This is a genomic window from Vibrio minamisatsumaniensis (genome assembly GCF_050337445.1).
GTDB classification, from domain to species: domain Bacteria; phylum Pseudomonadota; class Gammaproteobacteria; order Enterobacterales; family Vibrionaceae; genus Vibrio; species Vibrio artabrorum.
In genome coordinates this window covers 24,772-51,217 of sequence record NZ_JAKJSY010000028.1, presented here as the reverse complement: position 1 = coordinate 51,217, position 26,446 = coordinate 24,772, and the positions used below count along the sequence as shown (strand labels likewise).

General features: G+C 45.6%; 23 protein-coding genes. 15 read left to right on the top strand and 8 right to left on the bottom strand.

Features of this window, described 5'->3' with window-relative positions; translation table 11 throughout:
* From L4B77_RS08190 to rpoC, 9 genes are all read left to right on the top strand, one after another.
* Positions 1 to 298: EF-Tu C-terminal domain-related protein (locus L4B77_RS08190; RefSeq protein WP_486994379.1), on the top strand; the 298-nt coding region annotated here is incomplete at its 5' end.
* Between the two features lie 223 nt (positions 299 to 521).
* Complete coding sequence (gene secE, locus L4B77_RS08185; RefSeq protein ID WP_261838333.1) at positions 522 to 899, top strand: preprotein translocase subunit SecE; 378 nt, start codon at positions 522 to 524, stop codon at positions 897 to 899.
* 13 nt (positions 900 to 912) lie between these two features.
* Positions 913 to 1,461 (top strand): transcription termination/antitermination protein NusG, encoded by a 549-nt coding sequence (gene nusG / locus L4B77_RS08180; RefSeq protein WP_012605006.1) that lies wholly within the window; start codon positions 913 to 915, stop codon positions 1,459 to 1,461.
* Between the two features lie 213 nt (positions 1,462 to 1,674).
* Complete coding sequence (gene rplK, locus L4B77_RS08175; protein ID WP_010435555.1) at positions 1,675 to 2,103, top strand: 50S ribosomal protein L11; 429 nt, start codon at positions 1,675 to 1,677, stop codon at positions 2,101 to 2,103.
* A gap of 4 nt (positions 2,104 to 2,107) precedes the next feature.
* On the top strand, positions 2,108 to 2,812 hold the full coding sequence (gene rplA, locus L4B77_RS08170) for a 50S ribosomal protein L1 (protein WP_261838332.1): 705 nt from the start codon (positions 2,108 to 2,110) through the stop codon (positions 2,810 to 2,812).
* A 250-nt stretch (positions 2,813 to 3,062) separates the two neighbouring features.
* Positions 3,063 to 3,557, top strand: a complete 495-nt coding sequence (gene rplJ, locus L4B77_RS08165; RefSeq protein ID WP_010435550.1) for a 50S ribosomal protein L10 — start codon at positions 3,063 to 3,065, stop codon at positions 3,555 to 3,557.
* Between the two features lie 57 nt (positions 3,558 to 3,614).
* On the top strand, positions 3,615 to 3,983 hold the full coding sequence (rplL, locus tag L4B77_RS08160) for a 50S ribosomal protein L7/L12 (protein ID WP_429749686.1): 369 nt from the start codon (positions 3,615 to 3,617) through the stop codon (positions 3,981 to 3,983).
* A gap of 234 nt (positions 3,984 to 4,217) precedes the next feature.
* Positions 4,218 to 8,246 carry a DNA-directed RNA polymerase subunit beta gene (gene rpoB / locus L4B77_RS08155; protein WP_261838331.1) on the top strand — a complete coding sequence of 1,343 codons (4,029 nt, stop codon included), beginning with the start codon at positions 4,218 to 4,220 and terminating at the stop codon, positions 8,244 to 8,246.
* 90 nt (positions 8,247 to 8,336) lie between these two features.
* Positions 8,337 to 12,539, top strand: coding sequence for a DNA-directed RNA polymerase subunit beta' (gene rpoC / locus L4B77_RS08150; protein WP_429749684.1), 4,203 nt, complete (start codon positions 8,337 to 8,339; stop codon positions 12,537 to 12,539).
* Positions 12,540 to 12,799: 260 nt separating this feature from the next.
* On the opposite strand, the gene rsd is transcribed toward rpoC, so the two are convergent.
* Complete coding sequence (rsd, locus tag L4B77_RS08145; RefSeq protein WP_429749682.1) at positions 12,800 to 13,297, bottom strand: sigma D regulator; 498 nt, start codon at positions 13,295 to 13,297, stop codon at positions 12,800 to 12,802.
* Positions 13,298 to 13,462: 165 nt separating this feature from the next.
* Here rsd and nudC point away from each other — a divergent pair, with 165 nt between their 5' ends.
* Both nudC and hemE read left to right on the top strand, forming a co-directional pair.
* The gene (nudC, locus tag L4B77_RS08140; RefSeq protein ID WP_429749680.1) at positions 13,463 to 14,248 is read left to right on the top strand and encodes an NAD(+) diphosphatase; all 786 of its coding nucleotides are present in this window, start codon (positions 13,463 to 13,465) and stop codon (positions 14,246 to 14,248) included.
* 332 nt (positions 14,249 to 14,580) lie between these two features.
* Positions 14,581 to 15,648, top strand: coding sequence for a uroporphyrinogen decarboxylase (gene hemE / locus L4B77_RS08135; RefSeq protein WP_017060530.1), 1,068 nt, complete (start codon positions 14,581 to 14,583; stop codon positions 15,646 to 15,648).
* Positions 15,649 to 15,732: 84 nt separating this feature from the next.
* Here hemE and L4B77_RS08130 read toward each other — a convergent pair whose 3' ends face one another.
* Complete coding sequence (locus L4B77_RS08130) at positions 15,733 to 16,659, bottom strand: D-2-hydroxyacid dehydrogenase (protein ID WP_429749677.1); 927 nt, start codon at positions 16,657 to 16,659, stop codon at positions 15,733 to 15,735.
* Between the two features lie 71 nt (positions 16,660 to 16,730).
* Here L4B77_RS08130 and L4B77_RS08125 point away from each other — a divergent pair, with 71 nt between their 5' ends.
* Positions 16,731 to 17,318 (top strand): YjaG family protein, encoded by a 588-nt coding sequence (locus tag L4B77_RS08125; protein WP_429749675.1) that lies wholly within the window; start codon positions 16,731 to 16,733, stop codon positions 17,316 to 17,318.
* 80 nt (positions 17,319 to 17,398) lie between these two features.
* Here L4B77_RS08125 and L4B77_RS08120 read toward each other — a convergent pair whose 3' ends face one another.
* Entirely contained in the window at positions 17,399 to 18,580 is a 1,182-nt protein-coding gene (locus L4B77_RS08120; protein WP_429749673.1) for a CNNM domain-containing protein, read from the bottom strand.
* Positions 18,581 to 18,849: 269 nt separating this feature from the next.
* On the opposite strand from L4B77_RS08120, the gene hupA reads away from it, so the two are divergent.
* Entirely contained in the window at positions 18,850 to 19,122 is a 273-nt protein-coding gene (gene hupA, locus L4B77_RS08115) for a nucleoid-associated protein HU-alpha (RefSeq protein WP_004729753.1), read from the top strand.
* A 47-nt stretch (positions 19,123 to 19,169) separates the two neighbouring features.
* A complete protein-coding gene (locus L4B77_RS08110; protein ID WP_429749670.1) occupies positions 19,170 to 19,868 on the top strand; it encodes a DUF1481 domain-containing protein in 699 nt (232 codons plus the stop codon).
* 96 nt (positions 19,869 to 19,964) lie between these two features.
* Here the strand turns inward: L4B77_RS08110 and purD are convergent, their stop codons facing one another.
* Positions 19,965 to 21,254, bottom strand: a complete 1,290-nt coding sequence (purD, locus tag L4B77_RS08105; protein ID WP_429749668.1) for a phosphoribosylamine--glycine ligase — start codon at positions 21,252 to 21,254, stop codon at positions 19,965 to 19,967.
* A gap of 327 nt (positions 21,255 to 21,581) precedes the next feature.
* On the bottom strand, positions 21,582 to 23,174 hold the full coding sequence (gene purH, locus L4B77_RS08100) for a bifunctional phosphoribosylaminoimidazolecarboxamide formyltransferase/IMP cyclohydrolase (RefSeq protein ID WP_429749666.1): 1,593 nt from the start codon (positions 23,172 to 23,174) through the stop codon (positions 21,582 to 21,584).
* Positions 23,175 to 23,498: 324 nt separating this feature from the next.
* On the opposite strand from purH, the gene zntR reads away from it, so the two are divergent.
* A complete protein-coding gene (gene zntR, locus L4B77_RS08095; protein WP_261838321.1) occupies positions 23,499 to 23,930 on the top strand; it encodes a Zn(2+)-responsive transcriptional regulator in 432 nt (143 codons plus the stop codon).
* A 130-nt stretch (positions 23,931 to 24,060) separates the two neighbouring features.
* Here the strand turns inward: zntR and fis are convergent, their stop codons facing one another.
* The 3 genes from fis to prmA form a co-directional block, all read right to left on the bottom strand.
* Complete coding sequence (gene fis, locus L4B77_RS08090) at positions 24,061 to 24,357, bottom strand: DNA-binding transcriptional regulator Fis (RefSeq protein WP_004729744.1); 297 nt, start codon at positions 24,355 to 24,357, stop codon at positions 24,061 to 24,063.
* Between the two features lie 23 nt (positions 24,358 to 24,380).
* Positions 24,381 to 25,349 (bottom strand): tRNA dihydrouridine synthase DusB, encoded by a 969-nt coding sequence (gene dusB, locus L4B77_RS08085; RefSeq protein ID WP_261838320.1) that lies wholly within the window; start codon positions 25,347 to 25,349, stop codon positions 24,381 to 24,383.
* A 139-nt stretch (positions 25,350 to 25,488) separates the two neighbouring features.
* Positions 25,489 to 26,376, bottom strand: a complete 888-nt coding sequence (gene prmA, locus L4B77_RS08080) for a 50S ribosomal protein L11 methyltransferase (RefSeq protein WP_372067260.1) — start codon at positions 26,374 to 26,376, stop codon at positions 25,489 to 25,491.
* Positions 26,377 to 26,446: the final 70 nt, after the last annotated feature.

Below are 26,446 nucleotides of genomic sequence, written 5' to 3'. Positions count from 1 at the left end.
AGGTTCTATCAACCCACACACTAAGTTTGAGTCTGAAGTATACGTACTTTCTAAAGACGAAGGCGGCCGTCACACACCTTTCTTCAAAGGTTACCGTCCACAGTTCTACTTCCGTACAACTGACGTAACAGGCGACATCACTCTACCAGAAGGCGTAGAAATGGTAATGCCAGGTGACAACGTTCAAATGACGGTTGAGCTAATCGCTCCAATCGCAATGGACGAAGGTCTACGTTTCGCAATCCGCGAAGGTGGCCGTACAGTTGGTGCTGGTGTTGTAGCTAAAATCTTTGCATAAGATTTGACGAACCACTAGTAAAAAGGGCATCATTTGATGCCCTTTTTCTGCGCTGAAAAAAGAGTTGGATGTTTTGGCATCGATTTTAGCTCTTAGTAAAGAATTAAACGGTCTTTTTGACTAAAATGACTGTTAAATGTGTTGTTTTGCAACGCAAAGGAATGTGCCCTGCAACAGCGGGGTTATTGTCGTCTATATTTAAGACTTATCACAGGTTGGTTTTATGAAAGCAAACGCTGAAACTCCTGATAGCTCAGGTGCAGCAGATACAATGAAGTGGGTCGCCGCTTTTGTTCTGTTAGCTGCTGCTGTTGTGGGTAATTACCTGTATGGTGAATTGTCTGTTGTAATTCGCGCTGCAGGTGTAGTTGTGCTGATTGCTGCCGCATTAGGCGTTGCAGCAACAACAACTAAAGGTAAAGCTGCGATCGATTTTGCAAAAGAATCCCGTATGGAGATTCGTAAAGTAGTTTGGCCTACTCGCCAAGAAACTATGCAAACTACATTGATCGTTTTAGCTGTATGTATTGTTATGTCTCTAGTGCTATGGGGAATTGACGGCATTATGGTCCGTCTGGTTTCTCTAGCGACTGGGGTGTAGAGGGTTCTGATTCATGAGTGAAGCTCCAAAAAAACGTTGGTATGTAGTTCAAGCCTTTTCTGGCTATGAAGGTCGTGTATCTCAATCGCTACGCGAACATATTAAAATGCACGACATGGAAGAATTCTTTGGTGACGTTTTAGTACCTACTGAAGAAGTAGTGGAAATGCGTGCAGGTCAACGCCGTAAAAGCGAACGTAAGTTCTTCCCAGGTTACGTATTAGTGCAAATGATCATGAATGATGAATCATGGCACTTAGTACGTAGCATTCCTCGTGTTATGGGCTTCATTGGTGGTACCTCTGATCGTCCAGCACCAATCACTGATAAAGAAGCTGATGCTATCTTGAACCGTCTAGAGAAAGCGAGCGAGTCTCCACGTCCTAAGACAATGTTCGAAGCGGGTGAAGTGGTTCGTGTGAACGATGGTCCATTTGCTGACTTCAACGGTACTGTTGAAGAAGTCGATTACGAGAAAAGCCGCATTAAGGTATCTGTATCGATCTTTGGTCGTGCAACACCGGTTGAGCTTGAATTCGGTCAAGTTGAAAAACTGGACTAATACTCGAACCTTTGAGCAAGCTGTGGATAATTACTTCATAAGTTGTTCAAAATAAAAGAGTATAAAAAATCACCTTTTTAGGGTTGTTAAAGGCGCGAATTATGATTATAATTTCGCGCCTTTTTACTTCTATGGAAGTAAAGAAGAGTTCATTGAATTTATGGGGAGCTCGCCTTGCGGCTAGCGCATGTACCCAAAATATTAGGAAATATCATGGCTAAGAAAGTTGAAGCTTATATCAAACTGCAAGTTGCAGCTGGTATGGCAAACCCAAGTCCACCGGTTGGTCCTGCACTAGGTCAACACGGCGTGAACATCATGGAATTCTGTAAAGCGTTTAACGCAAAAACAGAATCTGTTGAGAAAGGTCTACCTACTCCAGTAGTTATTACTGTTTACAACGACCGTTCTTTCACGTTCGTAACTAAGACTCCACCTGCTGCTGTTCTTCTTAAGAAAGCTGCTGGCGTTAAGTCTGGTTCAGGTCGTCCAAACACTGAAAAAGTGGGCACAGTAACTGACGCTCAAGTACAGGAAATCGCAGAAACTAAAGCTGCTGATATGACTGGTGCTGACATCGAAGCAATGAAGCGTTCTATTGCTGGTACTGCTCGTTCAATGGGCCTAGTGGTAGAGGGATAAGATCATGGCTAAACTTACTAAGCGCATGCGCGTAATCCGCGACAAAGTTGACGCGACTAAAGAATACGAAATCAACGAAGCTGTTGCTCTTCTTAAAGAACTAGCGACTGCTAAATTCGTTGAGTCTGTAGATGTTGCTGTTAATCTAGGCATCGATGCTCGTAAATCTGACCAAAACGTACGTGGCGCAACTGTGCTACCTCACGGTACTGGCCGTGATATCCGCGTTGCTGTGTTCACTCAAGGTGCAAACGCAGAAGCAGCTAAAGCAGCTGGCGCAGATATCGTTGGTATGGAAGATCTTGCAGAGCTAGTGAAAAAAGGCGAAATGAACTTCGACGTTGTTGTTGCTTCTCCAGATGCAATGCGCGTTGTTGGTCAACTAGGTACAATCCTAGGTCCACGCGGTCTAATGCCAAACCCTAAAGTTGGTACTGTAACTCCTAACGTTGCTGAAGCGGTTAAGAACGCTAAAGCAGGTCAGGTTCGTTACCGTAACGACAAGAACGGCATCATCCACACTACTATCGGTAAAGCATCTTTCGAAGCTAACCAGCTTCAAGAGAACCTAGAAGCTCTTCTAGTTGCTCTTAAGAAAGCTAAGCCTTCTTCAGCGAAAGGTACTTTCCTGAAGAAAGTAAGCATCTCTACTACGATGGGTGCTGGTGTTGCTGTAGATCAGGCTAGCCTGAACACTCAAGCAAACTAATTTGCTTAGGTGCAGATTTAGTGTATACTTCTGCGCCTAATATTTGTGGTTGGGTGGTTTTAAAGCAATTTGAAATCATCTATCCCAAGACCGTAGGCGCCGTCGATTTTCATTAGATTGTTGATGGCTTAATAAAACCTACGTAGGCGATATTGTGGTTTGAAGTGAATTTATTCATTTTTAAATAATATCGTAAACGCTCAATACATTTTGTATTGGGTGCTGTAATCACAACCAGAGGTTAATCCAAATGGCTTTAAATCTTCAAGACAAAAAAGCAATTGTTGCTGAAGTCAACGAAGCTGCCAGTGGTGCACTTTCTGCAGTTGTAGCTGATTCTCGTGGCGTTGAAGTTGGCGCAATGACTTCTCTACGTAAACAAGCTCGCGAAGCGGGTGTTTACATGAAAGTTGTTCGTAACACACTAGCACGCCGTGCGGTTCAGGGTACAGACTACGAGTGTCTAGTAGACACTTTCACTGGTCCAACTCTGATCGCATTCTCTAATGAGCACCCAGGTGCTGCAGCGCGTCTTTTCAAAGACTTCGCTAAAGAGAATAAAGATTTCGAGATCAAAGCTGCTGCATTTGAAGGCGCAGTTACTGATGCTGAAGTACTAGCGACACTACCAACTTACGACGAAGCTATCGCACGCCTAATGATGTGCATGAAAGAAGCTTCTGCTGGCAAGCTGGTTCGTACTATCGCTGCTGTTCGCGACCAAAAAGAAGAAGCTGCGGCATAAGCCTTGCTTTTCACTGGTTGCTATTTAAACTTATTGTTGACTTAAAAGAGAATTGTTATGTCTATTACTAACGAGCAAATCCTAGACGCAGTTGCAGAAATGTCTGTAATGCAAGTTGTTGAGCTTATCGAAGCTATGGAAGAAAAATTCGGCGTTACTGCAGCTGCTGCTGTTGTAGCTGGCGGCGCAGCTGGCGGCGACGCTGTTGCTGAGCAAACTGAATTCGACGTTATCCTAACTGCTGCTGGCGCTAACAAAGTACAAGTTATCAAAGCTGTACGTGGCGCAACTGGCCTAGGTCTTAAAGAAGCTAAAGGTCTTGTAGACTCAGCTCCTGCAGCGCTTAAAGAAGGCGTTGACAAAGCTGAAGCTGAAGCTCTTAAAGCACAGCTAGAAGAAGCTGGCGCTTCTGTTGAAATCAAGTAATTATTACTTAATTTCTTAGCCGCAAGGCTAATGGCTGGTGGTTTATTAACCACCGGCCTTTTTGCGCTGTAGGGCTATGACGAATTTTCCGCTGTTTAACCGTCATAATCCAAGCAAAAAAACAGTCATTTTTTCGAAATGCTTGTTCACTACAGTAAACAGCTGTTTGTCACCACCCCCTCTGAAGAGTGTTTTGGGTGGTTTGGGTCACTTATCAGCGAGCTGAGGAACCCCATGGTTTACTCTTATACCGAGAAAAAGCGCATCCGTAAGGATTTTGGTACTCGTCCACAAGTTTTGGACATTCCATACCTGTTATCGATCCAGCTTGATTCTTTCGATAAATTCATCGAACAGGATCCTGAAGGTCAATACGGTCTTGAAGCTGCTTTCCGTTCTGTATTTCCAATTCAGAGCTACAACGGCAATTCTGAGCTGCAATACGTTAGCTACCGTCTTGGTGAGCCAGTTTTTGACGTTAAAGAATGTCAAATCCGCGGTGTTACTTACTCAAAGCCACTACGCGTAAAACTACGTCTAGTTATCTTTGATCGAGATGCACCAGCAGGTACTGTAAAAGACATTAAAGAACAAGAAGTCTACATGGGCGAAATTCCGCTTATGACAGACAATGGTACTTTCGTAATTAATGGTACCGAGAGGGTTATCGTATCCCAGCTGCACCGAAGCCCAGGCGTGTTCTTCGACAGTGATAAGGGTAAGACTCACTCATCAGGTAAAGTTCTTTATAACGCACGTGTAATTCCTTACCGTGGCTCATGGTTAGACTTTGAGTTCGATCCTAAGGATAACTTATTCGTACGTATCGACCGTCGTCGTAAGCTACCAGCATCGATTATCCTTCGTGCACTTGGTAAATCGACAGAAGAGATCCTAGATCTGTTCTTCGACAAAGTGAACTTCGAAGTGAAAGACCAAACTCTACTTATGGAGTTAGTGCCTGAACGTCTACGTGGTGAAACTGCGTCATTCGACATCGAAGCTAACGGTAAAACTTACGTTGAGACTGGCCGTCGCGTTACTGCTCGCCACATCCGTCAACTTGAAAAAGATGGCGTTGAGCACATCGAAGTACCAGTAGAGTACATCGTTGAAAAGATTGCTGCGAAAGATTACATCAACGAAGCAACGGGCGAGATCATTGTTGGTGCGAACCAAGAAATTAGTCTAGAAGCGCTGGCTAACCTGTCTCAAGCGGGTCACAAGACTCTAGAAGTGCTGTTCACGAATGACCTAGACCATGGTCCATTCATGTCAGACACTCTACGTGCAGATAGCACAGTGGATCGCATTTCTGCATTGGTAGAAATCTACCGCATGATGCGACCTGGCGAGCCACCAACAAAAGAAGCTGCAGAATCATTATTCGAAAGCCTATTCTTCTCTGAAGATCGTTACGACCTATCAACTGTAGGCCGTATGAAATTCAACAGCTCTATCGAGCGTGAAGAAGAAGAAGAGCGCGGTACTCTGGATGAATCAGACATCATTGAAGTGATGAAGAAACTGATCGGCATCCGTAACGGTAAAGGCGAAGTGGACGATATCGACCACCTTGGTAACCGTCGTATCCGTTCTGTAGGTGAAATGGCAGAAAACCAATTCCGTGTTGGTTTAGTTCGTGTAGAACGTGCCGTTAAAGAACGTCTAAGCCTGGGTGACCTTGATGCAATCATGCCTCAAGATCTTATCAATGCTAAGCCGATCTCTGCTGCAGTTAAAGAATTCTTTGGCTCTTCACAGCTTTCACAGTTTATGGACCAAAACAACCCATTGTCAGAAGTGACGCACAAACGTCGTATTTCTGCTTTAGGTCCTGGTGGTCTTACTCGTGAACGCGCAGGCTTCGAAGTACGTGACGTTCACGTAACGCACTACGGTCGTCTATGTCCGATCGAAACGCCTGAAGGTCCAAACATCGGTCTGATTAACTCGCTATCTGCGTTTGCACGTTGTAACGATTACGGTTTCCTAGAAACTCCGTACCGTCGTGTTGTAGATGGTGTAGTAACAGAAGAAGTTGATTACCTGTCTGCAATCCAGGAAGGTCAATTCGTTATCGCACAGGCAAACACAGTTCTTACTGAAGAATCGACGTTTGCAGATGAGCTAATCACGGCTCGTCAAAAAGGTGAATCTGGTCTTCACCCACGCGATCACGTTGACTACATGGACGTTGCAACAAACCAAGTAGTATCTATTGCTGCTTCGCTTATCCCGTTCCTAGAACACGATGATGCGAACCGTGCATTGATGGGTGCCAACATGCAACGTCAAGCAGTACCAACACTGAGAGCAGATAAGCCTTTAGTCGGTACTGGTATTGAACGTAACATCGCTGTTGACTCTGGTGTTACAGCGGTTGCTAAACGTGGTGGTCAAGTTCAGTCTGTTGACGCTTCTCGTATCGTAGTTAAGGTTAACGAAGATGAATTGGTACCTGGCGAAGCTGGTATCGATATCTACAACCTAACTAAGTACACGCGTTCGAACCAAAACACATGTATTAACCAACGTCCAACTGTACTTCCTGGTGAACCAGTTGCACGCGGCGATGTTCTTGCTGATGGTCCTTCAACTGACCTTGGTGAACTCGCGCTTGGCCAAAACATGCGTATCGCATTTATGCCTTGGAACGGTTACAACTTCGAAGACTCGATCTTAGTATCTGAGCGCGTAGTTCAAGAAGACCGTTTCACGACAATCCACATTCAAGAACTGTCTTGTGTGGCTCGTGATACTAAGCTGGGCTCTGAAGAGATCACAGCTGATATTCCAAACGTAGGTGAGTCTGCTCTGTCTAAACTAGACGAGTCAGGTATCGTTTACATCGGTGCTGAAGTTAAGGGTGGCGACATCCTGGTTGGTAAAGTAACCCCTAAAGGTGAAACGCAACTGACTCCTGAAGAGAAGCTACTACGTGCAATCTTCGGTGAAAAAGCATCTGATGTTAAAGATACATCACTACGTGTACCAAACTCTGTTTCAGGTACTATCATCGATGTACAAGTCTTCACTCGCGATGGCGTAGAGAAAGACAAACGTGCACTTGAAATCGAACAGATGCAGCTTAAAGAAGCGAAGAAAGATCTAACTGAAGAGTTCCAAATTCTTGAGGGTGGCCTTCTTAACCGTGTTAAAGCTGTACTTCTGTCTGGTGGTTACTCTGAAGCTAAGCTTGATACGATCGGTCGTAAGCAATGGCTAGAGCAAGTTCTAGAAGACGATGCGCTACAAACACAGCTTGAGCAACTTGCTGAGCAGTGGGACGAGCTAAAAGCAGACTTCGATAAGAAGTTTGAAACTAAGCGTCGTAAAATCACTCAAGGTGATGATCTAGCACCTGGCGTTCTTAAGATTGTTAAAGTTTACCTAGCAGTTAAACGTCGTATCCAGCCTGGTGATAAAATGGCCGGTCGTCATGGTAACAAAGGTGTAATCTCTAAGATTAACCCTGTTGAAGACATGCCATACGATGAGAAAGGTCAGCCTGTAGACATCGTACTTAACCCACTGGGTGTACCATCGCGTATGAACATCGGTCAGATCCTAGAAGTACACTTAGGTTTGGCTGCAAAAGGTATCGGTGACAAGATCAACCAAATGGTTAAGGAGCAACAAGAACTGCATAAGTTCCGTGAGTTCCTACAGAAGGTTTATGATCTTGGTGATACTCGTCAGAAAGTTGATATTGCTGAACTGTCTGATGATCAAGTTCGTACACTGATTAAGAACCTACGTGGCGGTCTACCGATCGCGACTCCAGTGTTCGACGGTGCTTCTGAGTCTCTAATCAAAGAACTACTTAAACTGGGTGATCTGCCAGAATCTGGTCAGCTTAAACTGTTTGATGGTCGTACTGGTGATTCGTTTGAGCGTCCTGTAACGGTTGGTTACATGTACATGCTGAAACTGAACCACTTGGTTGATGACAAGATGCATGCTCGTTCAACGGGTTCTTACAGCCTAGTAACTCAGCAACCACTTGGTGGTAAAGCTCAGTTCGGTGGTCAGCGTTTCGGTGAGATGGAAGTATGGGCACTAGAAGCATACGGTGCTGCATATACTCTACAAGAAATGCTAACAGTTAAGTCGGATGACGTTAACGGCCGTACTAAGATGTATAAGAACATCGTAGATGGCAACCATAGCATGGAACCTGGCATGCCAGAGTCGTTCAACGTACTGTTGAAAGAGATTCGCTCGCTAGGTATCAACATCGAGCTAGAAGACGAAGAGTAATCCCTCTTTTTTATAAAAAAGATTGGATTACTTGGTAAAGGGGGCTCACTTTAGTCGGTGAGCTCCTTTAACTCCTTACAGGAGCTGAACGTGAAAGACTTATTAAACTTTCTAAAAGCACAGCATAAGACCGAAGAATTTGATGCAATCAAAATCGGTCTATCTTCACCAGACACGATCCGTTCGTGGTCTTTTGGTGAAGTTAAAAAGCCAGAAACAATTAACTATCGTACGTTCAAACCTGAACGCGATGGTCTGTTCTGTGCACGTATTTTTGGTCCAGTTAAAGACTACGAATGTCTTTGTGGCAAATACAAGCGCCTGAAGCACCGTGGTGTTATCTGTGAGAAGTGTGGCGTTGAAGTTACACAAACTAAAGTTCGTCGTGACCGTATGGGCCACATCGAGCTTGCTTCACCAGTTGCTCACATCTGGTTCTTAAAATCACTACCGTCTCGTATCGGTCTACTAATGGATATCCCGCTACGTGATATCGAACGTGTTCTTTACTTCGAAATGTACGTAGTAACTGAACCAGGTATGACTGATCTAGAAAAATCTCAGATGCTTACTGAAGAAGAGTATCTGGATCGTCTAGAAGAGTGGGGTGATGAATTCACGGCTAAGATGGGTGCTGAAGCGATCAAAGATCTGCTTTCAACAATGGACCTTCATCAAGAAGTGGAAGAAATGCGCGAAGAGTTGGAAACGACTAACTCTGAAACTAAGCGTAAGAAAGTTACTAAGCGCTTGAAGCTAGTTGAAGCGTTCATCTCATCAGGCAACAAGCCAGAGTGGATGATTCTAACTGTACTTCCAGTGCTACCGCCAGATCTACGTCCTCTAGTACCACTAGATGGCGGTCGCTTTGCGACTTCTGATCTGAACGACCTTTACCGTCGTGTGATCAACCGTAACAACCGTTTGAAGCGTCTTCTAGAGCTAGCGGCTCCAGACATCATCGTACGTAACGAAAAGCGTATGTTGCAAGAGTCTGTTGATGCCCTTCTAGATAACGGTCGTCGCGGTCGTGCGATCACGGGTTCTAACAAGCGTCCTCTGAAATCTCTTGCTGATATGATCAAGGGTAAGCAAGGTCGTTTCCGTCAGAACCTTCTAGGTAAACGTGTAGACTACTCTGGCCGTTCTGTAATTACAGTGGGTCCATACCTTCGTCTGCATCAGTGTGGTCTTCCTAAGAAGATGGCACTTGAGCTATTTAAGCCGTTCATCTACAGCAAGCTAGAAACTCGTGGCATGGCGACGACAATCAAAGCTGCTAAGAAAATGGTAGAGCGTGAAGAAGCGGTTGTTTGGGATATCCTAGACGAAGTTATCCGTGAACACCCAGTACTGCTTAACCGTGCACCTACACTTCACCGTCTAGGTATCCAAGCGTTTGAACCAGTACTAATCGAAGGTAAAGCGATTCAGCTTCACCCACTTGTGTGTGCGGCATACAACGCCGACTTCGATGGTGACCAAATGGCGGTACACGTGCCTCTAACTCTAGAAGCACAGCTTGAAGCTCGTACCCTAATGATGTCGACGAATAACATTCTGTCGCCAGCATCAGGTGATCCGATCATCGTACCTTCTCAGGACGTTGTATTGGGTCTTTACTACATGACACGTGATAAGATCAACGTGAAAGGTGAAGGTATGTACCTTGCTGGCCCTGAAGAGGCTGAAAAGGCATACCGTACTAAGACGGCTGAGCTGCACGCTCGCGTTAAGGTACGTATCACTGAAACTGTAGTAGACGAAGACGGCAATAGCACAACGAATACTGGCCTAGTTGATACGACTGTCGGTCGTGCAATGTTGTGGCAGATTGTTCCAGCTGGCCTACCGTACAGCATCGTTAACCAAAAGCTAGGTAAGAAGCAAATTTCTAACCTTCTTAATGAGTGTTACCGTAAGCTTGGTCTAAAAGATACAGTAGTATTTGCTGACCAAATCATGTACACAGGTTTTGCATACGCGGCACTTTCTGGTGTTTCTGTAGGTATCGACGATATGGTTGTACCTCAAGCGAAATACGATGAAATTGAGTCGGCTGAAGAAGAAGTTCGCGAAATCCAAGAACAATTCCAATCTGGTCTTGTTACTGCGGGTGAGCGTTACAACAAAGTTATCGATATCTGGGCGTCTACCAACGACCGCGTTGCGAAAGCAATGATGGATAACCTATCTTCTGAAACTGTTATTAACCGTGACGGCGAAGAAGAACAGCAAGAATCGTTCAACAGCATCTACATGATGGCCGACTCGGGCGCTCGTGGTTCTGCAGCTCAGATTCGTCAGCTAGCAGGTATGCGTGGTCTGATGGCGCGTCCAGATGGTTCAATCATCGAAACGCCGATCACAGCGAACTTTAAAGAAGGTCTAAACGTTCTTCAGTACTTTATCTCAACGCACGGTGCTCGTAAGGGTCTTGCGGATACAGCACTGAAAACAGCAAACTCGGGTTACCTAACTCGTCGTCTAGTAGACGTTGCTCAAGACGTTGTAGTACACGAACATGACTGTGGCACGCATGAAGGTATCGACATGATGCCTCACATCGAAGGTGGTGACGTTAAAGTTGCACTTTCTGAGCTTGCTCTAGGTCGTGTAGTCGCTGAAGACGTTCTTAAGCCTGGTACTGAAGATGTACTGATTCCACGTAATACTCTGATTGATGAGAAGTGGTGTCAAATCATGGAAGATAACTCAGTAGATAGCATGAAAGTGCGCTCTGTTGTTACCTGTGATGCAGACTTCGGTTGTTGTGCACAGTGTTACGGTCGTGACCTAGCACGTGGTCACCTAGTGAACCAAGGTGAAGCAGTGGGTGTTATCGCTGCACAATCTATCGGTGAACCGGGTACACAGCTAACGATGCGTACGTTCCACATCGGTGGTGCGGCATCTACTGCAGCAGCAGAGAACAGCATCCAAGCTAAGACAACGGGTACTGTGAAACTTCACAATGCTAAGTTCGTAGTTAACAAAGATAAGAAACTGGTTATCACTTCTCGTGCATCTGAGATGACGATTATTGATGAATTCGGCCGTACGAAAGAGAAGCACAAACTTCCTTACGGTTCGATGCTAACCAAAGGCGACAACGCAGCCGTTACGGCTGGTGAAGTTGTAGCTAACTGGGAAGCGCATACCATGCCAATCATCACTGAAGTGGCCGGTCGTATCCAATTCGTAGATATGATCGATGGTATTACCGTTTCTCGTCAAACTGACGATCTAACGGGTCTTTCTTCAAGTGAAGTTACAGACGCAGCAGCTCGCCCAGCAGCCGGTAAAGATATGCGTCCAGCTATCAAACTTGTTGATGAGCAAGGTAACGACGTAATGATCCCTGGTACTGATATGCCAGCTCACTACTTCCTACCTGGCAAAGCGATTGTAAACATCGAAGATGGCGCTGAAGTTGGCATCGGTGACACACTATCTCGTATCCCTCAAAAATCGAGCGGAAACAGAGATATCACCGGTGGTCTACCACGCGTAGCTGACCTATTCGAAGCTCGTAAGCCTAAAGAGCCTGCGATCCTTGCTGAGCACACAGGTACTGTGTCTTTCGGTAAAGAAACGAAAGGTAAGCGTCGTCTAGTTATCACTCGTGAAGGTGGTGACGCTTACGAAGAGATGATTCCTAAGCATCGTCAATTGAACGTGTTCGAAGGTGAGAAGATTGAACGTGGTGATGTAATCGCCGACGGTCCTGAAACTCCACACGATATCCTGCGTCTACGTGGTATCCACGCAGTAACTCAGTACATCGCGAACGAAGTTCAAGAAGTTTACCGCTTACAAGGCGTAAAGATTAACGATAAGCACATCGAGACTATCGTTCGTCAAATGCTACGTAAATGTACAATCACTCATTCTGGTGACTCTCCGTTCCTACCTGGCGAACAAGTTGAGTACCACAATGTTAAGATTGCTAACCGTAAGCTAGAAGCTGAAGGTAAAGAACTAGTACGTTTCGAACGTGACCTACTGGGTATTACTAAAGCCTCTCTTGCAACTGAGTCATTCATCTCAGCTGCATCGTTCCAAGAAACGACTCGCGTACTAACAGAAGCTGCGGTTTCTGGTAAGCGTGATGACCTTCGCGGCCTGAAAGAGAACGTAATTGTTGGTCGTCTGATCCCAGCTGGTACTGGTTTCGCATACCACCAAGAGCGTCAAAAGCAACGTGAAGAAGAGCAAGAAGGTCCTTCAGCTGAACAAGCGACTGACAATCTAGCAGCACTTCTAAACGCTGGTTTCTCTTCAGAAGAGTAAGCTCTACGAGTTATCTCTAAGAGATAAGAAAAGGCACCTTCGGGTGCCTTTTTTGTATCTGGTGTATAAAGAGGCTTATAGATTTGAATCTAATCGATATGTTTGATTACTTGGCGGATAGCGGATAGCGGATAGCGGAGTGTTTTATCTCGGGCAGCTTTGGACCTGACAAGAAGGTTCGTGGTGAAGAGCGAGTTTTGGTTAACGGATAGGCAAAACAAAAAGCTTGCACAGAGGCAAGCTTAGAAGGTGATAAGCCATTAAGCCCCTGGTGGAACCGCTAGGCTGTCGGCAATTTGTTGTATCAACTTGTCTTCAACCGCAAACCTCGCCTCAAGAATCTCACCAACGAGTGATAGCTCGCTATCAAAGCTTTCTAATGTATCGGTCGCTTCAATGGCTGCGTATTTATCGGTGAAGTTGAGCAGTGGATCCGTGGTCAGAACGATGTGACCATATGATTGGTTAATTTCGTCTGTTGCTTTGAAGCCAGTAGACTGCCATCTATCCATCACCATGTCATAGATCTTAAAGTGGCCTTCAGAGATGTAATCCACAAGATGTTGGCTGAATTTTTGGAGCGCTTCTGGAGTGGGAAGTTCAGTGATAGAGGGTGTTTTTGATGATGAAGGCTTTAGAGCAGCAAGCTTACAATACTCAACGATTAGAGACTGTCGAGTTTCGAGCCAATGATCGATGACCTCATTGGAGCCACCCCATTGTTGTTGTACTTGTTTGAATTTATTTAGCATGACCATGTCCTCATGATCTGATCACAACCTTGTGATCAAGTAATTGCCTAAGCAGGGTCCGTTTTATTGGTAGCGACTAAAAGTAATAGTTTGAATTATTCTCTGCTATCACTCTAGTATGAAATTAGATTGCCAGTAAAATGAACGAACTGCAAGCAATGAGGCATAAGGATGTTAAATAAAAGTGATAATGAAATGATAGATCAAGCTTATTGGTGCGTCGTTTCTGGTAGTGATATTTGGGTCAATGATGACCAATTTCCTTTTGGCTCAGCTGAAGAGTTAGGGCTGAGTGTCGAGCATGCTATTTGCATTGGTCAGTATCAGGGTCGTAAGGTGTATTGGCTCAACGATGGTGATGTGGAGAATGAGCTGAATATGGTCAGCCTAAGAGACTTGCTGCACTGGCCTGAATCGAAATTTCTGATGGCAAGTAAAGCGATCCAGTATGGGCACATGACGCAGAGCATACGTTTTTGTCCTCAGTGTGGTGGTCGTAATCATCTCAATCACAATCAGGTGGCGATGCAGTGCGGAGATTGTCGAACGCTCCATTACCCTCGCATTTTCCCGTGCATCATTGTCGCGGTACGAAACGACAACAAGATATTGCTTGCTCAGCACCCAAGGCATAAAACAGGGATGTACACCGTGATTGCAGGTTTCCTCGAGGTTGGAGAGACCTTAGAGCAGTGTGTGGCAAGAGAAGTCAAAGAAGAGACGGGGGTCGATGTGGACAATATTCGTTACTTTGGCAGCCAGCCGTGGGCGTTTCCGTCGAGTATGATGATGGGCTTTCTCGCCGATTATGCTGGTGGCACGCTCAAGCCCGATTACAGTGAATTGTCAGATGCTCAATGGTTTGATGTCACCAATTTACCTGATGTTGCCCCAGCCGGAACCATCGCAAGGCAATTGATCGAAAAAACGGTTGATGATGTGATGCTGAAAGTTTAGCTGGTAAGAAGGTTGATTATTAACTTGAGCCCAAAGAGATCCCAAGTGTACTTGGCTGATGGGAGCCAAAAGTTAAAAAAAACCCTCCACGAGTGGAGGGGGTAAGTAAGATGTCGTTATGAGATGCTGAGTAGTGACTACTCAGATGTTATAATTGTAATTTTCGCTAGCAAACAAATTTTTAACATGCTCTCTTAAGTGGGTGCAAATTAACCATTGATTTAAAAGTTAATAACTTGATCTAGGTTGCAAAGCACACAGCTTTTACCTATTAATCAGTGTTAGAATACTTGCCATTAAAACTAGACAAGATTGAATTGGAATTTAACGGAATGACCGAATTAAAAAACGATCGCTATTTACGCGCACTTTTGAAACAGCCTGTTGATTACACACCGGTATGGATGATGCGCCAAGCTGGCCGCTATCTTCCAGAGTATAAAGCAACGCGCGCTGAAGCCGGCGATTTCATGTCTTTATGCAAAAATGCGGAGCTGGCATCAGAAGTCACGCTTCAACCTTTGCGTCGTTTTCCGCTTGATGCGGCAATCTTGTTTTCTGACATCCTAACCATCCCTGATGCGATGGGCTTAGGCTTGTACTTTGAAACGGGCGAAGGTCCTAAATTTGAGCGTCCTATCACGTGTAAAGCGGACGTAGAGAAGATTGGCCTACCGGATCCAGAAGGCGAGCTTCAATACGTAATGAATGCGGTTCGTCAGATCCGTAAAGATTTAAAAGGCGAAGTGCCACTGATCGGTTTCTCGGGCAGTCCATGGACACTGGCGACATACATGGTTGAAGGTGGAAGCTCTAAAGCGTTCACTAAGATCAAGAAGATGATGTACGCAGAACCACAAACCCTACACCTGCTGCTAGATAAGTTGGCTGACAGTGTTATCGAATACCTGAACGCGCAAATTAAAGCGGGTGCTCAATCGGTCATGGTCTTTGATACTTGGGGTGGGGTACTGACGCCTCGTGACTATAATCTATTTTCACTGCAATACATGCACAAAATCGTTGATGGTCTAATCCGTGAGAATGAAGGTCGTCGTGTGCCAGTGACTCTGTTTACTAAAAATGGCGGGATGTGGCTTGAGTCTATCGCAGCAACGGGCTGTGATGCGGTTGGCCTAGACTGGACAATCAACATCGCAGACGCAAAAGCTCGCATCGGCGACAAAGTGGCACTGCAAGGTAACATGGACCCTTCGATGCTTTACGCTCAACCTGAACGTATTCGTGAAGAAGTGGGCAGCATTCTTGAAGGCTTTGGCGACGGCGGTACAGGTCATGTATTTAACCTTGGCCACGGTATCCACTTAGATGTGCCGCCAGAGAACGCAGGCGTATTCGTTGACGCTGTTCACGAATTGTCTAAGCCTTACCACAAGTAATTCTGAGTCAGTTTATTGAAAGCGCTGTTGGGGAACCAACGGCGCTTTTTTATTGACGAACCTCTTTCAGTAGCGAAGAGTGCATCAGTAACCTTTGTCAAAATCGATGACATGATTCAGTGTAAAGCCATCTCGCCACTGTTTGTAATTCTCGGCGAAGATCTCGACGACTTGTCTTGGCTCACTGAGTGCAGCGATGTGTGGAGTGATGGTGACTTGCGGTAGTTTCCAGAAAGGGTGTTCCTGAGAGAGGGGCTCACTTTCAAACACATCTAAAAATGCGTGTTCTACCCATCTGTTTTTTATGGCGAGCAACAAGGCTTTATTGTCGATGCTTTCCCCTCGACCGACATTAAACAGCAACACATTAGAGCAGTAACCTAACGTGGTTTGGTTCAATAGCTGATAGGTTTCAGCGGTTGATGGCAAGGTGTTGACCACAATATCGGCCTGCTTAAGGGCAGCCTCTATCTCATTGATGTGGAAAGTCTCTTTAAAGGTTTCTTGTTTGGATGGGATGCCGGTACGGTTGACACCTATGGTATGAATACCAAAAGCCGCCGCGGTTTTTGCTAAATGACTGCCGATTGAGCCTGTTCCTAAAATCACCATAGTTTTGTCAGTTAGGCCAGTATAAAGCTGTGGCTGCCAGTTTCGTTGTTGTTGATGCTGGTGGTAATGAGGGAAGTGTCTACAGTGACTGATTGTGTAACCCAATACGTATTCTGCGATAGCCGGGCCAAAGATGCCTTTGACGTTGGTTAGCGTATAGTCCTGACGCAGATCTGGCTGAGTGAGTTTATTGATGCCAGCATAGGTACTCTGTACCCAGTCTAGCTCTTTAAACTCGTTGAGGTGCTGTGCGATTAGGGGCGGTGACGCTAATACAATCTGTGCTGATTCGGGGGTTTGAGTGATTTCTAGATCGGGTAACTCCTGGTTTAGAATCAGTTGCGTATAGGTATCGTCATGCTCAGTAAGAATATAGAGCTTATTCGTAAAATTGTTCATCGGCTTATCTTTTCCCCTCAGGGTTTATCAAGTACACTTTCGCTGTCTTTTTCTGCAATTATTGAGTGACTATGCTTCAGAATCCATTGCAGGTTCGTCTTGAAAAGTTAGAACCTTGGCAACAAATTACCTTTATGGCGTGTCTATGTGAGCGTATGTACCCTAACTATGCCATGTTTTGTGAGAATACCGAATTTGCGGAAGATCGAATTTATCGTGATGTTTTGGATAGTGTCTGGGAAATTTTAACGGTTAAAACGGCAAAGGTGAACTTTGAGCGTCAACTTGAAAAAGTAGAAGAGCTCTTCCCTAGCGGTGATGATTTTGATTTTTATGGGGTTTATCCAGCAATGGACGCCTGCCAAGGTTTGGCGACGCTCATTCATGGTCTGCTTGACCGTGAACATATGCTTGAAGCGGTCATTAAAGTCAGTCAACAATCGGTGAAGACGGTTGCTGAGCTTGAGTTTGCTCAAGGCGCAGATGAAGTGACGAACGAAAACCAGAAAGAAAACGAAGCGGTGTGCGAAGAGTGGGACGTTCAGTGGGCGATTTTCCGACCTCTACGTGAAACGACGGAGCGTGACTTAGAGCTGATCAAAGATCTACGCCACGAACTGCGTGAAGATCCAGTCAGTAACATTGGTGTTGCGTTATAATTCGCAATAGCACCAAAACATGAATAAAAACAAAGGCTCCCTAGGGAGCCTTTGTTGCATTTGACGGTATCACATTGAGATTAAGCGTCTTTTTTGTCTTCGTTCTGCACTTTGTCTTTTGATGCCTTATCTTTGGATTCGTTGTTGTCATCCGCTGACTTTGTGTCTGAAGAGTGGTTGTCAGTTGGAGTGTCTTGCTCTTGCTCATCCTCGTCATCGCGGTTTTCGATAACACCGTGTGTTTCTTTCCATTTTTCCCAGCGTTGGAACGCCAGTTCTTGCATGTCAGTCGTCTTGTCCGCCTCGTCGACAATCTCTTCGCCCACTAGGTGCTCAAAGATATCTTCTAGGGTGATGATGCCCTGAATGGTGCCGTACTCGTCCACAACCAAAGACAGTTGTAGGCGGTTTGCCATCATCTGGTCAAAGGCTTTCGCTAAGCCCATGTTGTTCAGCAGTACATGGATAGGGCGCATGACTTCACCTAACGCTTTCTCACCACAACCTGCTTGCTGCAATCTAAACAGCTCTAAGCGGTGAACAAAACCGATAATGTTGTCGCTCTGATCGCTGTAAACCAGTGGACGTGAGAATGGCGTATCTTTATGTTGCTCTAGGAAGGTATTTACACTCATTTCTGCATCAACACGGAATACCACGGGGCGCGGTGTCATGACTTGAGTCACAGGGACATCTTGAATACCCAGTAGGTTACTCAGAATTTTTGATTCGCCTTCTGCAAACTCACCACTCTCTTTTGCCAAAATCGCCATCGCCGATAGCTCTTCTCGCATTTTTGGTGCTTGGTGACCGCGAGCTAGGCGCTTCGTGATTTGCTCAGAGAACCATACAAACGGTGTCAGGAAGAATACCATCCAACGAAGCACATTTTCTGACGTTGGAGCCAGTTGACGCCAGTAGGTTGCACCAATGGTTTTGGGAACAATTTCAGATAAGACTAAAATACCCAGTGTTAGCACGGCAGAGAAGACGCCTAACCATTGGCTACCAAAAACGACCGCCGCTTGTGCACCTGCTGTCGCCGCGCCGATAGTATGTGCAATGGTGTTGAGCGTTAAAATTGACGCAAGTGGGCGATCAATATCTGTTTTCAGTTTGTCTAAAGACTTTGCTGCAGGGTGCCCATTTTGTTTTAGTTGAGCAATGTAGCTCGGACTAATACTCAAAAGTACAGCTTCCAAAACAGAACAAATGAAAGAAACTCCAATAGCAATGGAGACGTAAATAGTTAGCAGCAGCATGTTTGCCCTTAAATTAAATTGTACGCTTTAGCAGCGATTCAGCGTGGATTATAGAGAATAAATACTCGTTAGGTCATCATTAATTTCACTCTCAAGCCCTTTTAAACAAGGGGTCGCTGTAGAAAATCAGTAACAAATTGTGAGTTATTACTCATATTGTGGCTAAAACTACGGCATTAGAGCTAAAGATCGACGACAAACCTTTGCCAGATAGGGCATTTATGTTTTAGAGTGAATTGAATTCAAAATTACAAAGAAGGGAAACCTAAATGAACAAGACTCAATTAATCGACTTTATTGCTGAAAAAGCGGACCTTTCAAAGGCGCAAGCGAAAGCGGCTCTAGAGGCGACTCTTGGCGGTGTTACAGATGCGCTTAAAGATGGCGATCAAGTTCAGCTAATTGGTTTTGGTACTTTTAAAGTAAACCACCGTGCAGCTCGTACGGGTCGTAACCCAAAAACGGGCGATGAGATCCAAATCGCTGCGGCAAATGTTCCTGCATTTGTAGCAGGTAAAGCACTGAAAGATTCTGTGAAATAATCTAAACTGTACCGAGGTAGTCGTATTTCACCTCGGTACAGGTTTTTATGAAAAAAGCATTCATTCTCGTTTCACTGTTATCTACATTTCTTATTGGCTGTTCTTCAACAAGCCCTCACACAAGTTTAGAGCAATTCGAAACCTACACCGGCGGCCAAGTTATGGGCGACGCGACAAGTTTCTACTGGGTTACTAACCAATCAACACAACCTCACACCTCCGCTGACTACGTCATTATGGGCGATTACGGTTGGTACAAAACCGATTATGTCTGGTCGAACGGTATACTTCGCGAATTTGTTCGTGAAGGCGAACAGCGAAATGCATCGATTGAGCGGGTTCCTTACCATGTCCACGTACGCTTTAATAAGTCAGGCGAAGCTGTGTATCAACAGTATCGTCTCGGTAGTAAGGTATTACCCATTCAAACAAAGCAGCTTGAAAACTATCAGGCAGAAGCTCGGTCAGTTCTAGAAACCGTCAGGGAGCAAAATGATGAGGGGCTAAGAATGATTCAGGGTTACTGGAATGGTCACTCTTTTGATGTCTGCTCAGAGGATGAGCTTGTTCGCTTTGAGTTCAATCAACCCTTACCAAGTTTCGCGACCGATAGCTTAGCACCTGTGAAAAGCTATGCCGCATTTCTTGGCAGCAATTCACGGAGTAACGTGACGGTTAAAGAGTTATTGATGTTAGGTGATGGTAGCCATGGTTGTGTGACAAGACCATCATTGCTCAAAAAGTAGAGTTCAAAAGACTAAGCAATAAAAAGGCGCCGATTAAGGCGCCTTTTCTTGTTATTCAGTACTGCTTATACGGAACTATACGAGTGATGCAGTGGATTACTGCTCTTGCTCGCGCGCAATCGCACGGTAACCTATGTCATTACGGTGGAACATACCATTCCAGCTAACCTGCTTAGTTAACGCGTAGGCGCGCTCCTGAGCCTCAGAAACCGTGTTACCCAGTGCGGTAGCACACAGTACACGACCGCCGTTTGTCACCACATCGCCAGCTTCGTTATTTGTCGTACCTGCATGGAAAATCTTTTGGCCTTCAACTTCGCTTGTTGGGAGTGAAATAACGTCACCTTTTGCGTAGTCAGCCGGGTAACCGCCAGCCGCAAGAACAACACCGATAGACGCGCGAGGATCCCACTTTGATTCGGCTTGGTCGAGTTTCTCGTCGATAGCCATTAGGCAAAGTTCAACAAGGTCTGACTCCATACGCATCATGATAGGTTGCGTTTCAGGGTCGCCGAAGCGGCAGTTGTATTCGATAACCTTAGGGGTGCCGTCAGCATCGATCATTAGGCCTGCGTAAAGGAAACCCGTGTAAGGTGCGCCTTCTGCGTCCATACCACGTACCGTTGGGTAGATAACTTCCTCAAGGATACGGTTGTGGATTTCAGGCGTCACAACTGGAGCTGGAGAGTAAGCCCCCATACCGCCAGTATTAGGCCCCGTGTCTTTGTCGCCAACACGTTTGTGATCTTGGCTGGTGGCCATAGGAAGAACGCTAGAACCGTCAACCATTACGATGAAGCTTGCTTCTTCGCCTTCAAGGAACTCTTCGATAACCACGCGGCTGCCAGCTTCGCCAAATGCGTTGCCCGCTAGCATGTCTTTGATTGCGTCTTCAGCTTCTTCAAGGGTCATCGCAACGATAACGCCTTTACCCGCCGCAAGACCGTCAGCTTTTACTACGATTGGAGCGCCTTGCTCACGTACGTAAGCAAGAGCTGGCTCAATCTCAGTGAAGTTGGCGTAGTAACCCGTTGGGATGTCATGACGAGCTAGGAAATCTTTAGTGAATGCTTTCGAACCTTCAAGCTGTGCTGCCGCTTGAGTTGGACCAAAAATAGGCAGACCCACTTCTCGGAATGCGTCAACCACGCCAATGACTAATGGTGCTTCTGGGCCCACGATAGTCAGTTCGATTTTTTTCTCTTGAGCAAACGCGACTAAACCAGCGATGTCTTCAACGCCGATGTTTACGTTCTCAAGTTTCGGCTCAAGGGCAGTGCCTGCGTTACCTGGAGCGATGAAGACTGTTTCAACGTTTGGGTTTTGTGCTGCTTTCCAACCTAGTGCGTGCTCACGACCGCCGGCACCAATAATTAGTACATTCATGTTTTAAAATCCTTATAGCTGCTTCAGAGCCTTTATTTCTGTGTCAAACATGCTCACTTATGGTCATAAGCTCCGCGTGTTTTCCTTGAACTAAAGTCTCTGACTTGCTCTACGTATTTCAAATATTGGAATATTTAAAAAAACAAAATTATAAGTCTTGCTCAAAGTAGTCGGTGCTTACGTCATTCAACTATTTGAGGTCTCTTTAAATCAGTGGGAGCGCTAACAAGGCGACAAGCGAGCTTATCCCTATGAGCATAGCCCGCTATGTGATTAGGGTAAGCGAGCGTAGTCAACGCAGTTACCGCCCCAATGATGACAAGAGAATTAGTGGCGGAAGTGACGCATGCCCGTAAAGATCATCGCCATGCCGTGTTCATCTGCAGCTGCGATAACTTCGTCATCACGCATAGAGCCGCCCGGTTGGATAACACACTTGATGCCCGCTTCTGCTGCCGCGTCGATACCGTCACGGAATGGGAAGAACGCGTCAGATGCCATCACACAACCTTCAACCTGTAGACCTTCGTCTGCCGCTTTGATGCCAGCGATTTTCGCAGAGTAAACGCGGCTCATTTGGCCAGCACCCACCCCAATCGTCATATCGCCTTTCGAGTAAACAATCGCGTTAGATTTCACGTATTTCGCGACTTTCCAGCAGAATAGGGCATCTTTCAATTCTTCAGCGGTTGGTTGACGTTTAGACACCACTTTCAGGTCATCTTCAGACACCATACCTTGGTCGCGGTCTTGAACGAGTAAGCCACCGTTAACGCGTTTCACGTCAAAGCCAGTCGTCTTCGTTGTCCACTCACCACATTCAAGTAGGCGAAGGTTTTTCTTAGCCGCTACGATTTCTACTGCTTCAGCAGAAACTGATGGTGCAATGATAACTTCAACGAATTGACGCTCAGTGATAGCCGTTGCTGTTGCCGCGTCTAGCTCACGGTTGAAAGCAATGATGCCGCCAAATGCAGACGTTGGGTCTGTTTTGAATGCGCGGTCGTAAGCTTCTAGGATGTCTTCACCTAGTGCAACACCACATGGGTTAGCGTGCTTAACGATCACACATGCTGGCTCATCGAACTCTTTCACACACTCAAGTGCAGCGTCAGTGTCAGCGATGTTGTTGTAAGAAAGGGCTTTACCTTGAATTTGGCGAGCAGTAGAAACAGATGCTTCTTCAGGGTTTGCTTCAACGTAGAATGCGGCTGCCTGGTGGCTGTTCTCACCGTAGCGCATGTCTTGTTTTTTCTCGAACTGCTGGTTGAACGTGCGAGGGAATTTAGACTCTTCGTCTCCTTCCTTGTTCTCACCGTAGCTAGGAACCATAGTGCCGAAGTAGTTAGCGATCATGCCGTCGTAAGCAGCGGTGTGCTCGAATGCTGCGATAGCGAGATCAAAGCGAGTCTCTAGCGTTAGAGATTGCTCGTTCGCGTCCATTTCAGCCACAACACGCTCGTAGTCGTGTGCGTTAACAACGATAGTCACGTCTTTGTGGTTTTTCGCTGCAGAGCGAACCATTGTTGGGCCACCGATGTCGATGTTCTCAACCGCGTCAGCAAGGGTACAACCTTCTTTAGCCACGGTTTCTGCGAATGGGTATAGGTTTACAACTACCATATCGATAGGGTTGATACCGTGAGTTTCCATCACGTCATCATCTTGACCACGACGGCCTAGAACACCACCATGAACTTTTGGGTGCAGAGTCTTAACACGGCCATCCATCATTTCTGGGAAACCAGTGTAGTCAGATACTTCTGTAACAGAGATGCCTTTTTCAGCAAGCAGGCGAGCAGTGCCACCGGTAGATAGGATATCTACACCACGGTGAGTAAGAGCTTGTGCAAATTCAACGATACCAGTTTTGTCTGATACGCTGATGAGAGCGCGGCGAATTGGACGAGCGTTATTCATGCTTCCATTTCCTCAAATTCATGGGGTTAAAATAAAGATATTTGCCAAAAAAGAACTTGTTTCTATCTTCTCAGCGTGGAGTATCTTAGATACCAGTAAGAGATAAAATATTGGTCAGTTTTGGTAAAGACCTTTTGGGTTCGTCTTATGATTAAGCGATAAGATAACCAACACCAAATTTGATGGCGCAGATTCTAACTAATTTATTACAAAAAAGCTCGCGCAATCGTTTGGCATCTCAAAATTAATTATGAAAAGTGTCATTTCAGCTTGAAAAGTAACAACAAGGTTAATCGTGGAATGGACGAAAGAATAGGACAGAACATGTTTCAGATTGGTGAATTAGCGAAAAGATGTGGCGTGACAGCCGATACCTTACGATTTTATGAGAAGAATAACCTGATCGCGCCAGCTGGTCGCAGTGAATCGGGTTATCGTCTATATGATGAAAATAACCAGAAACAGGTGACGTTTATTCTCAAATCTAAAGCGTTGGGGCTAAGTTTGGATGAGATTAAAGAATTGCTTGAGATTCGCCTAGAAGCAACACAGCACAGTTGCGCCGAAGTGAAGTCGATTACCTCAGCAAAACTAGAGATGATCGATGAGAAGATTTCCGAGTTAACTAAGATTCGTACCGCACTTAAAAAGATTAATGATGCGTGTTGTGGCCATGTAGACGATGATGCAAGCCATTGTTCGATTCTGGCAGCCTTAGACTCAGCCAACGTCGACAAAGGGCGCTGTTGCCGCTAACCGGTGTTGTATCAAGAGGAGGGGCATCTCCCGTACAGTCTGCTCTCAGCGACACTATCGACCGGGCAAAAAAAAAGCCAAGCTCAAAAAATGAGCTCGGCTTTCAATTCAAAAAATTACGAAAGAACGATTAGTTCATGCCGTATTTTTTAAGTTTCTTGCGAAGAGTACCGCGGTTAATACCCATCATGGTTGCTGCGCGAGTTTGGTTGCCGCGAGTGTACTGCATGATAGTGTCTAGTAGTGGCTGTTCAACTTCAGCTAATACTAATTCGTATAACTCGCTGACTTCTTGACCGTTTAATTGAGCAAGGTAATTTTTCAATGATGCTTTAACTGAGTCACGTAGTGGCTTCTGCGTGATTTGGTCTTGTGATGTAACTGTAGTTACTGTCAATGCTTCTGAAGTCAGATTTTGTTCGAACATATTCGGTCTAGCTCTTCTCGTAATTATGGTGCAACGTTATCAAAAAAACCTTCGAGCGCTTCAAGCTGCAGATCACCTGCTTCGAATGCGTTGAAGGTACGGCGAAACTCACTCGCTTGTTCATGTTCTTTTAGGTACCAACCCACATGCTTGCGGGCAATTCGGGGGCCTAAAAACTCACCATAAAACTCATGGAGAGCGTTCACATGACCAAGCATGATGTCTTTCACTTCCGAAATCGGGAGCGGATCCATCGTGGTGCCGTTTTCCAAATAGTGTTGGATTTCATTAAAAATCCAAGGACGTCCTTGGGCAGGTCGACCTATCATTAAAGCGTCAGCGCCAGTGTACTCCAGCACAAACTTCGCTTTTTCCGGGCTATCGATATCACCGTTAGCGATAACCGGAATAGATACGGCTTGTTTTGCCGCTTTAATGTGTTTGTATTCTGCCTTACCTTTGTACATACAAGCGCGAGTTCTCCCGTGAAGGGCAAGAGCTTGTATGCCACAGTGTTCGGCTATTTTAGCAATTTGGACACAGTTTCGATTGTCTGTATCCCAGCCCGTGCGCGTTTTCAACGTTACTGGAACATCGACAGCATTTACCACCGCTTTCAGAATATCTTCGATGAGTTCTGGATGCTGTAGTAGGGCTGAGCCCGCAAGCTTCTTATTCACTTTTTTGGCTGGACAACCCATATTGATATCGATGATTTGCGCACCGTTAGCAACATTGAATTGAGCAGCTTCGGCCATAAGCTGTGGATCCGCACCAGCGATTTGTACTGAACGAATGCCCGATTCGCCTTCATGTACCATACGCTGCTGAGACTTTGACGTTTTCCAAACTTGCGGGTTGGAGGACATCATTTCACTGACGGCCATCCCCGCACCATAGCGAAGACACAACTCACGGAATGGTCTATCCGTTACGCCAGCCATTGGAGCGACGATTAGATTGTTCTTAAGTTGATAATTTCCGATTTTCAAAACGTCATCACAGTTCTGTACCAGCAAGGGCGCGCATTTTACGCATTTTTTCGCTGCGTGAAAAGACTAATATTTGAGCATTTACAATTTGTTTTTGTAATTAGCATAAAATTCAATCAATTAGCGCTGAAAGTCTTGTCTAGCCTTGTTTGCGACCAGAGATTCGACACCACTCTTGTTGCTCGATAATTGGATCAATGTGAAGCTCATCACGATAATATGTCGCGACATCTTCCGCTTGGGTATCTAAAACGCCCGACATGGCGAGCACACCATTTGGCTTAACTAGGCCCTTGATGATGCTTGATAGGTCGCGTAATGGACCGGCAAGGATATTGGCAACGACGACGTCCGCTAACAAACCTTCCGGTTGATCTTGTGGTAAGAACACGTCTAATTGATCAGCCACGCCGTTGCGCTGTGCATTATCTTTTGAGGCCAGCAGAGCTTGAGGATCAATGTCGATCCCGATAACTCTTGCGGCGCCCAGTTTGATCGCAGCAATTGCTAGGATGCCAGAACCACAACCGAAGTCGATAACCGTTTTGCCTGTTAGATCGAGACCTTCAAGCCACTCAAGACACAATGCGGTGGTTGGGTGAGTACCGGTACCAAATGCAAGACCGGGATCCAGCATTACATTTACAGCGTCTGGTTCTGGGATATCGCGCCAGCTAGGGCAGATCCAAAGACGCTCACCAAACTTCATTGGGTGGAAGTTATCCATCCATTCACGCTCCCAATCCTTGTCTTCAATTTGCTCTACTTTATGAGCAAAGTCCGCAGGGAACATGTTGCTGGCTTTAATCTGTGCTAGGACAACGCCTGTATCAGTCTCAGCGTCGTAAAGCGCGAGAATGTCAGTGTCACCCCAAAGGCGAGTTTCACCCGGCAGAGGCTCAAATACAGGGGTATCTTGTGCATCAAGGAAAGTTACGGAAAGAGCACCTGTCTCTTCCATTAACATGTCGCCGATCTGTTCGGCATTTTCATTGGTCGCATTAAGCTTGATTTGAATCCAAGGCATGGCTGCATCTTCTATATGAGAAAAATTGGATGGGGAGTCTAGCAGAAAATATGAGCAAATTCATCAAAAC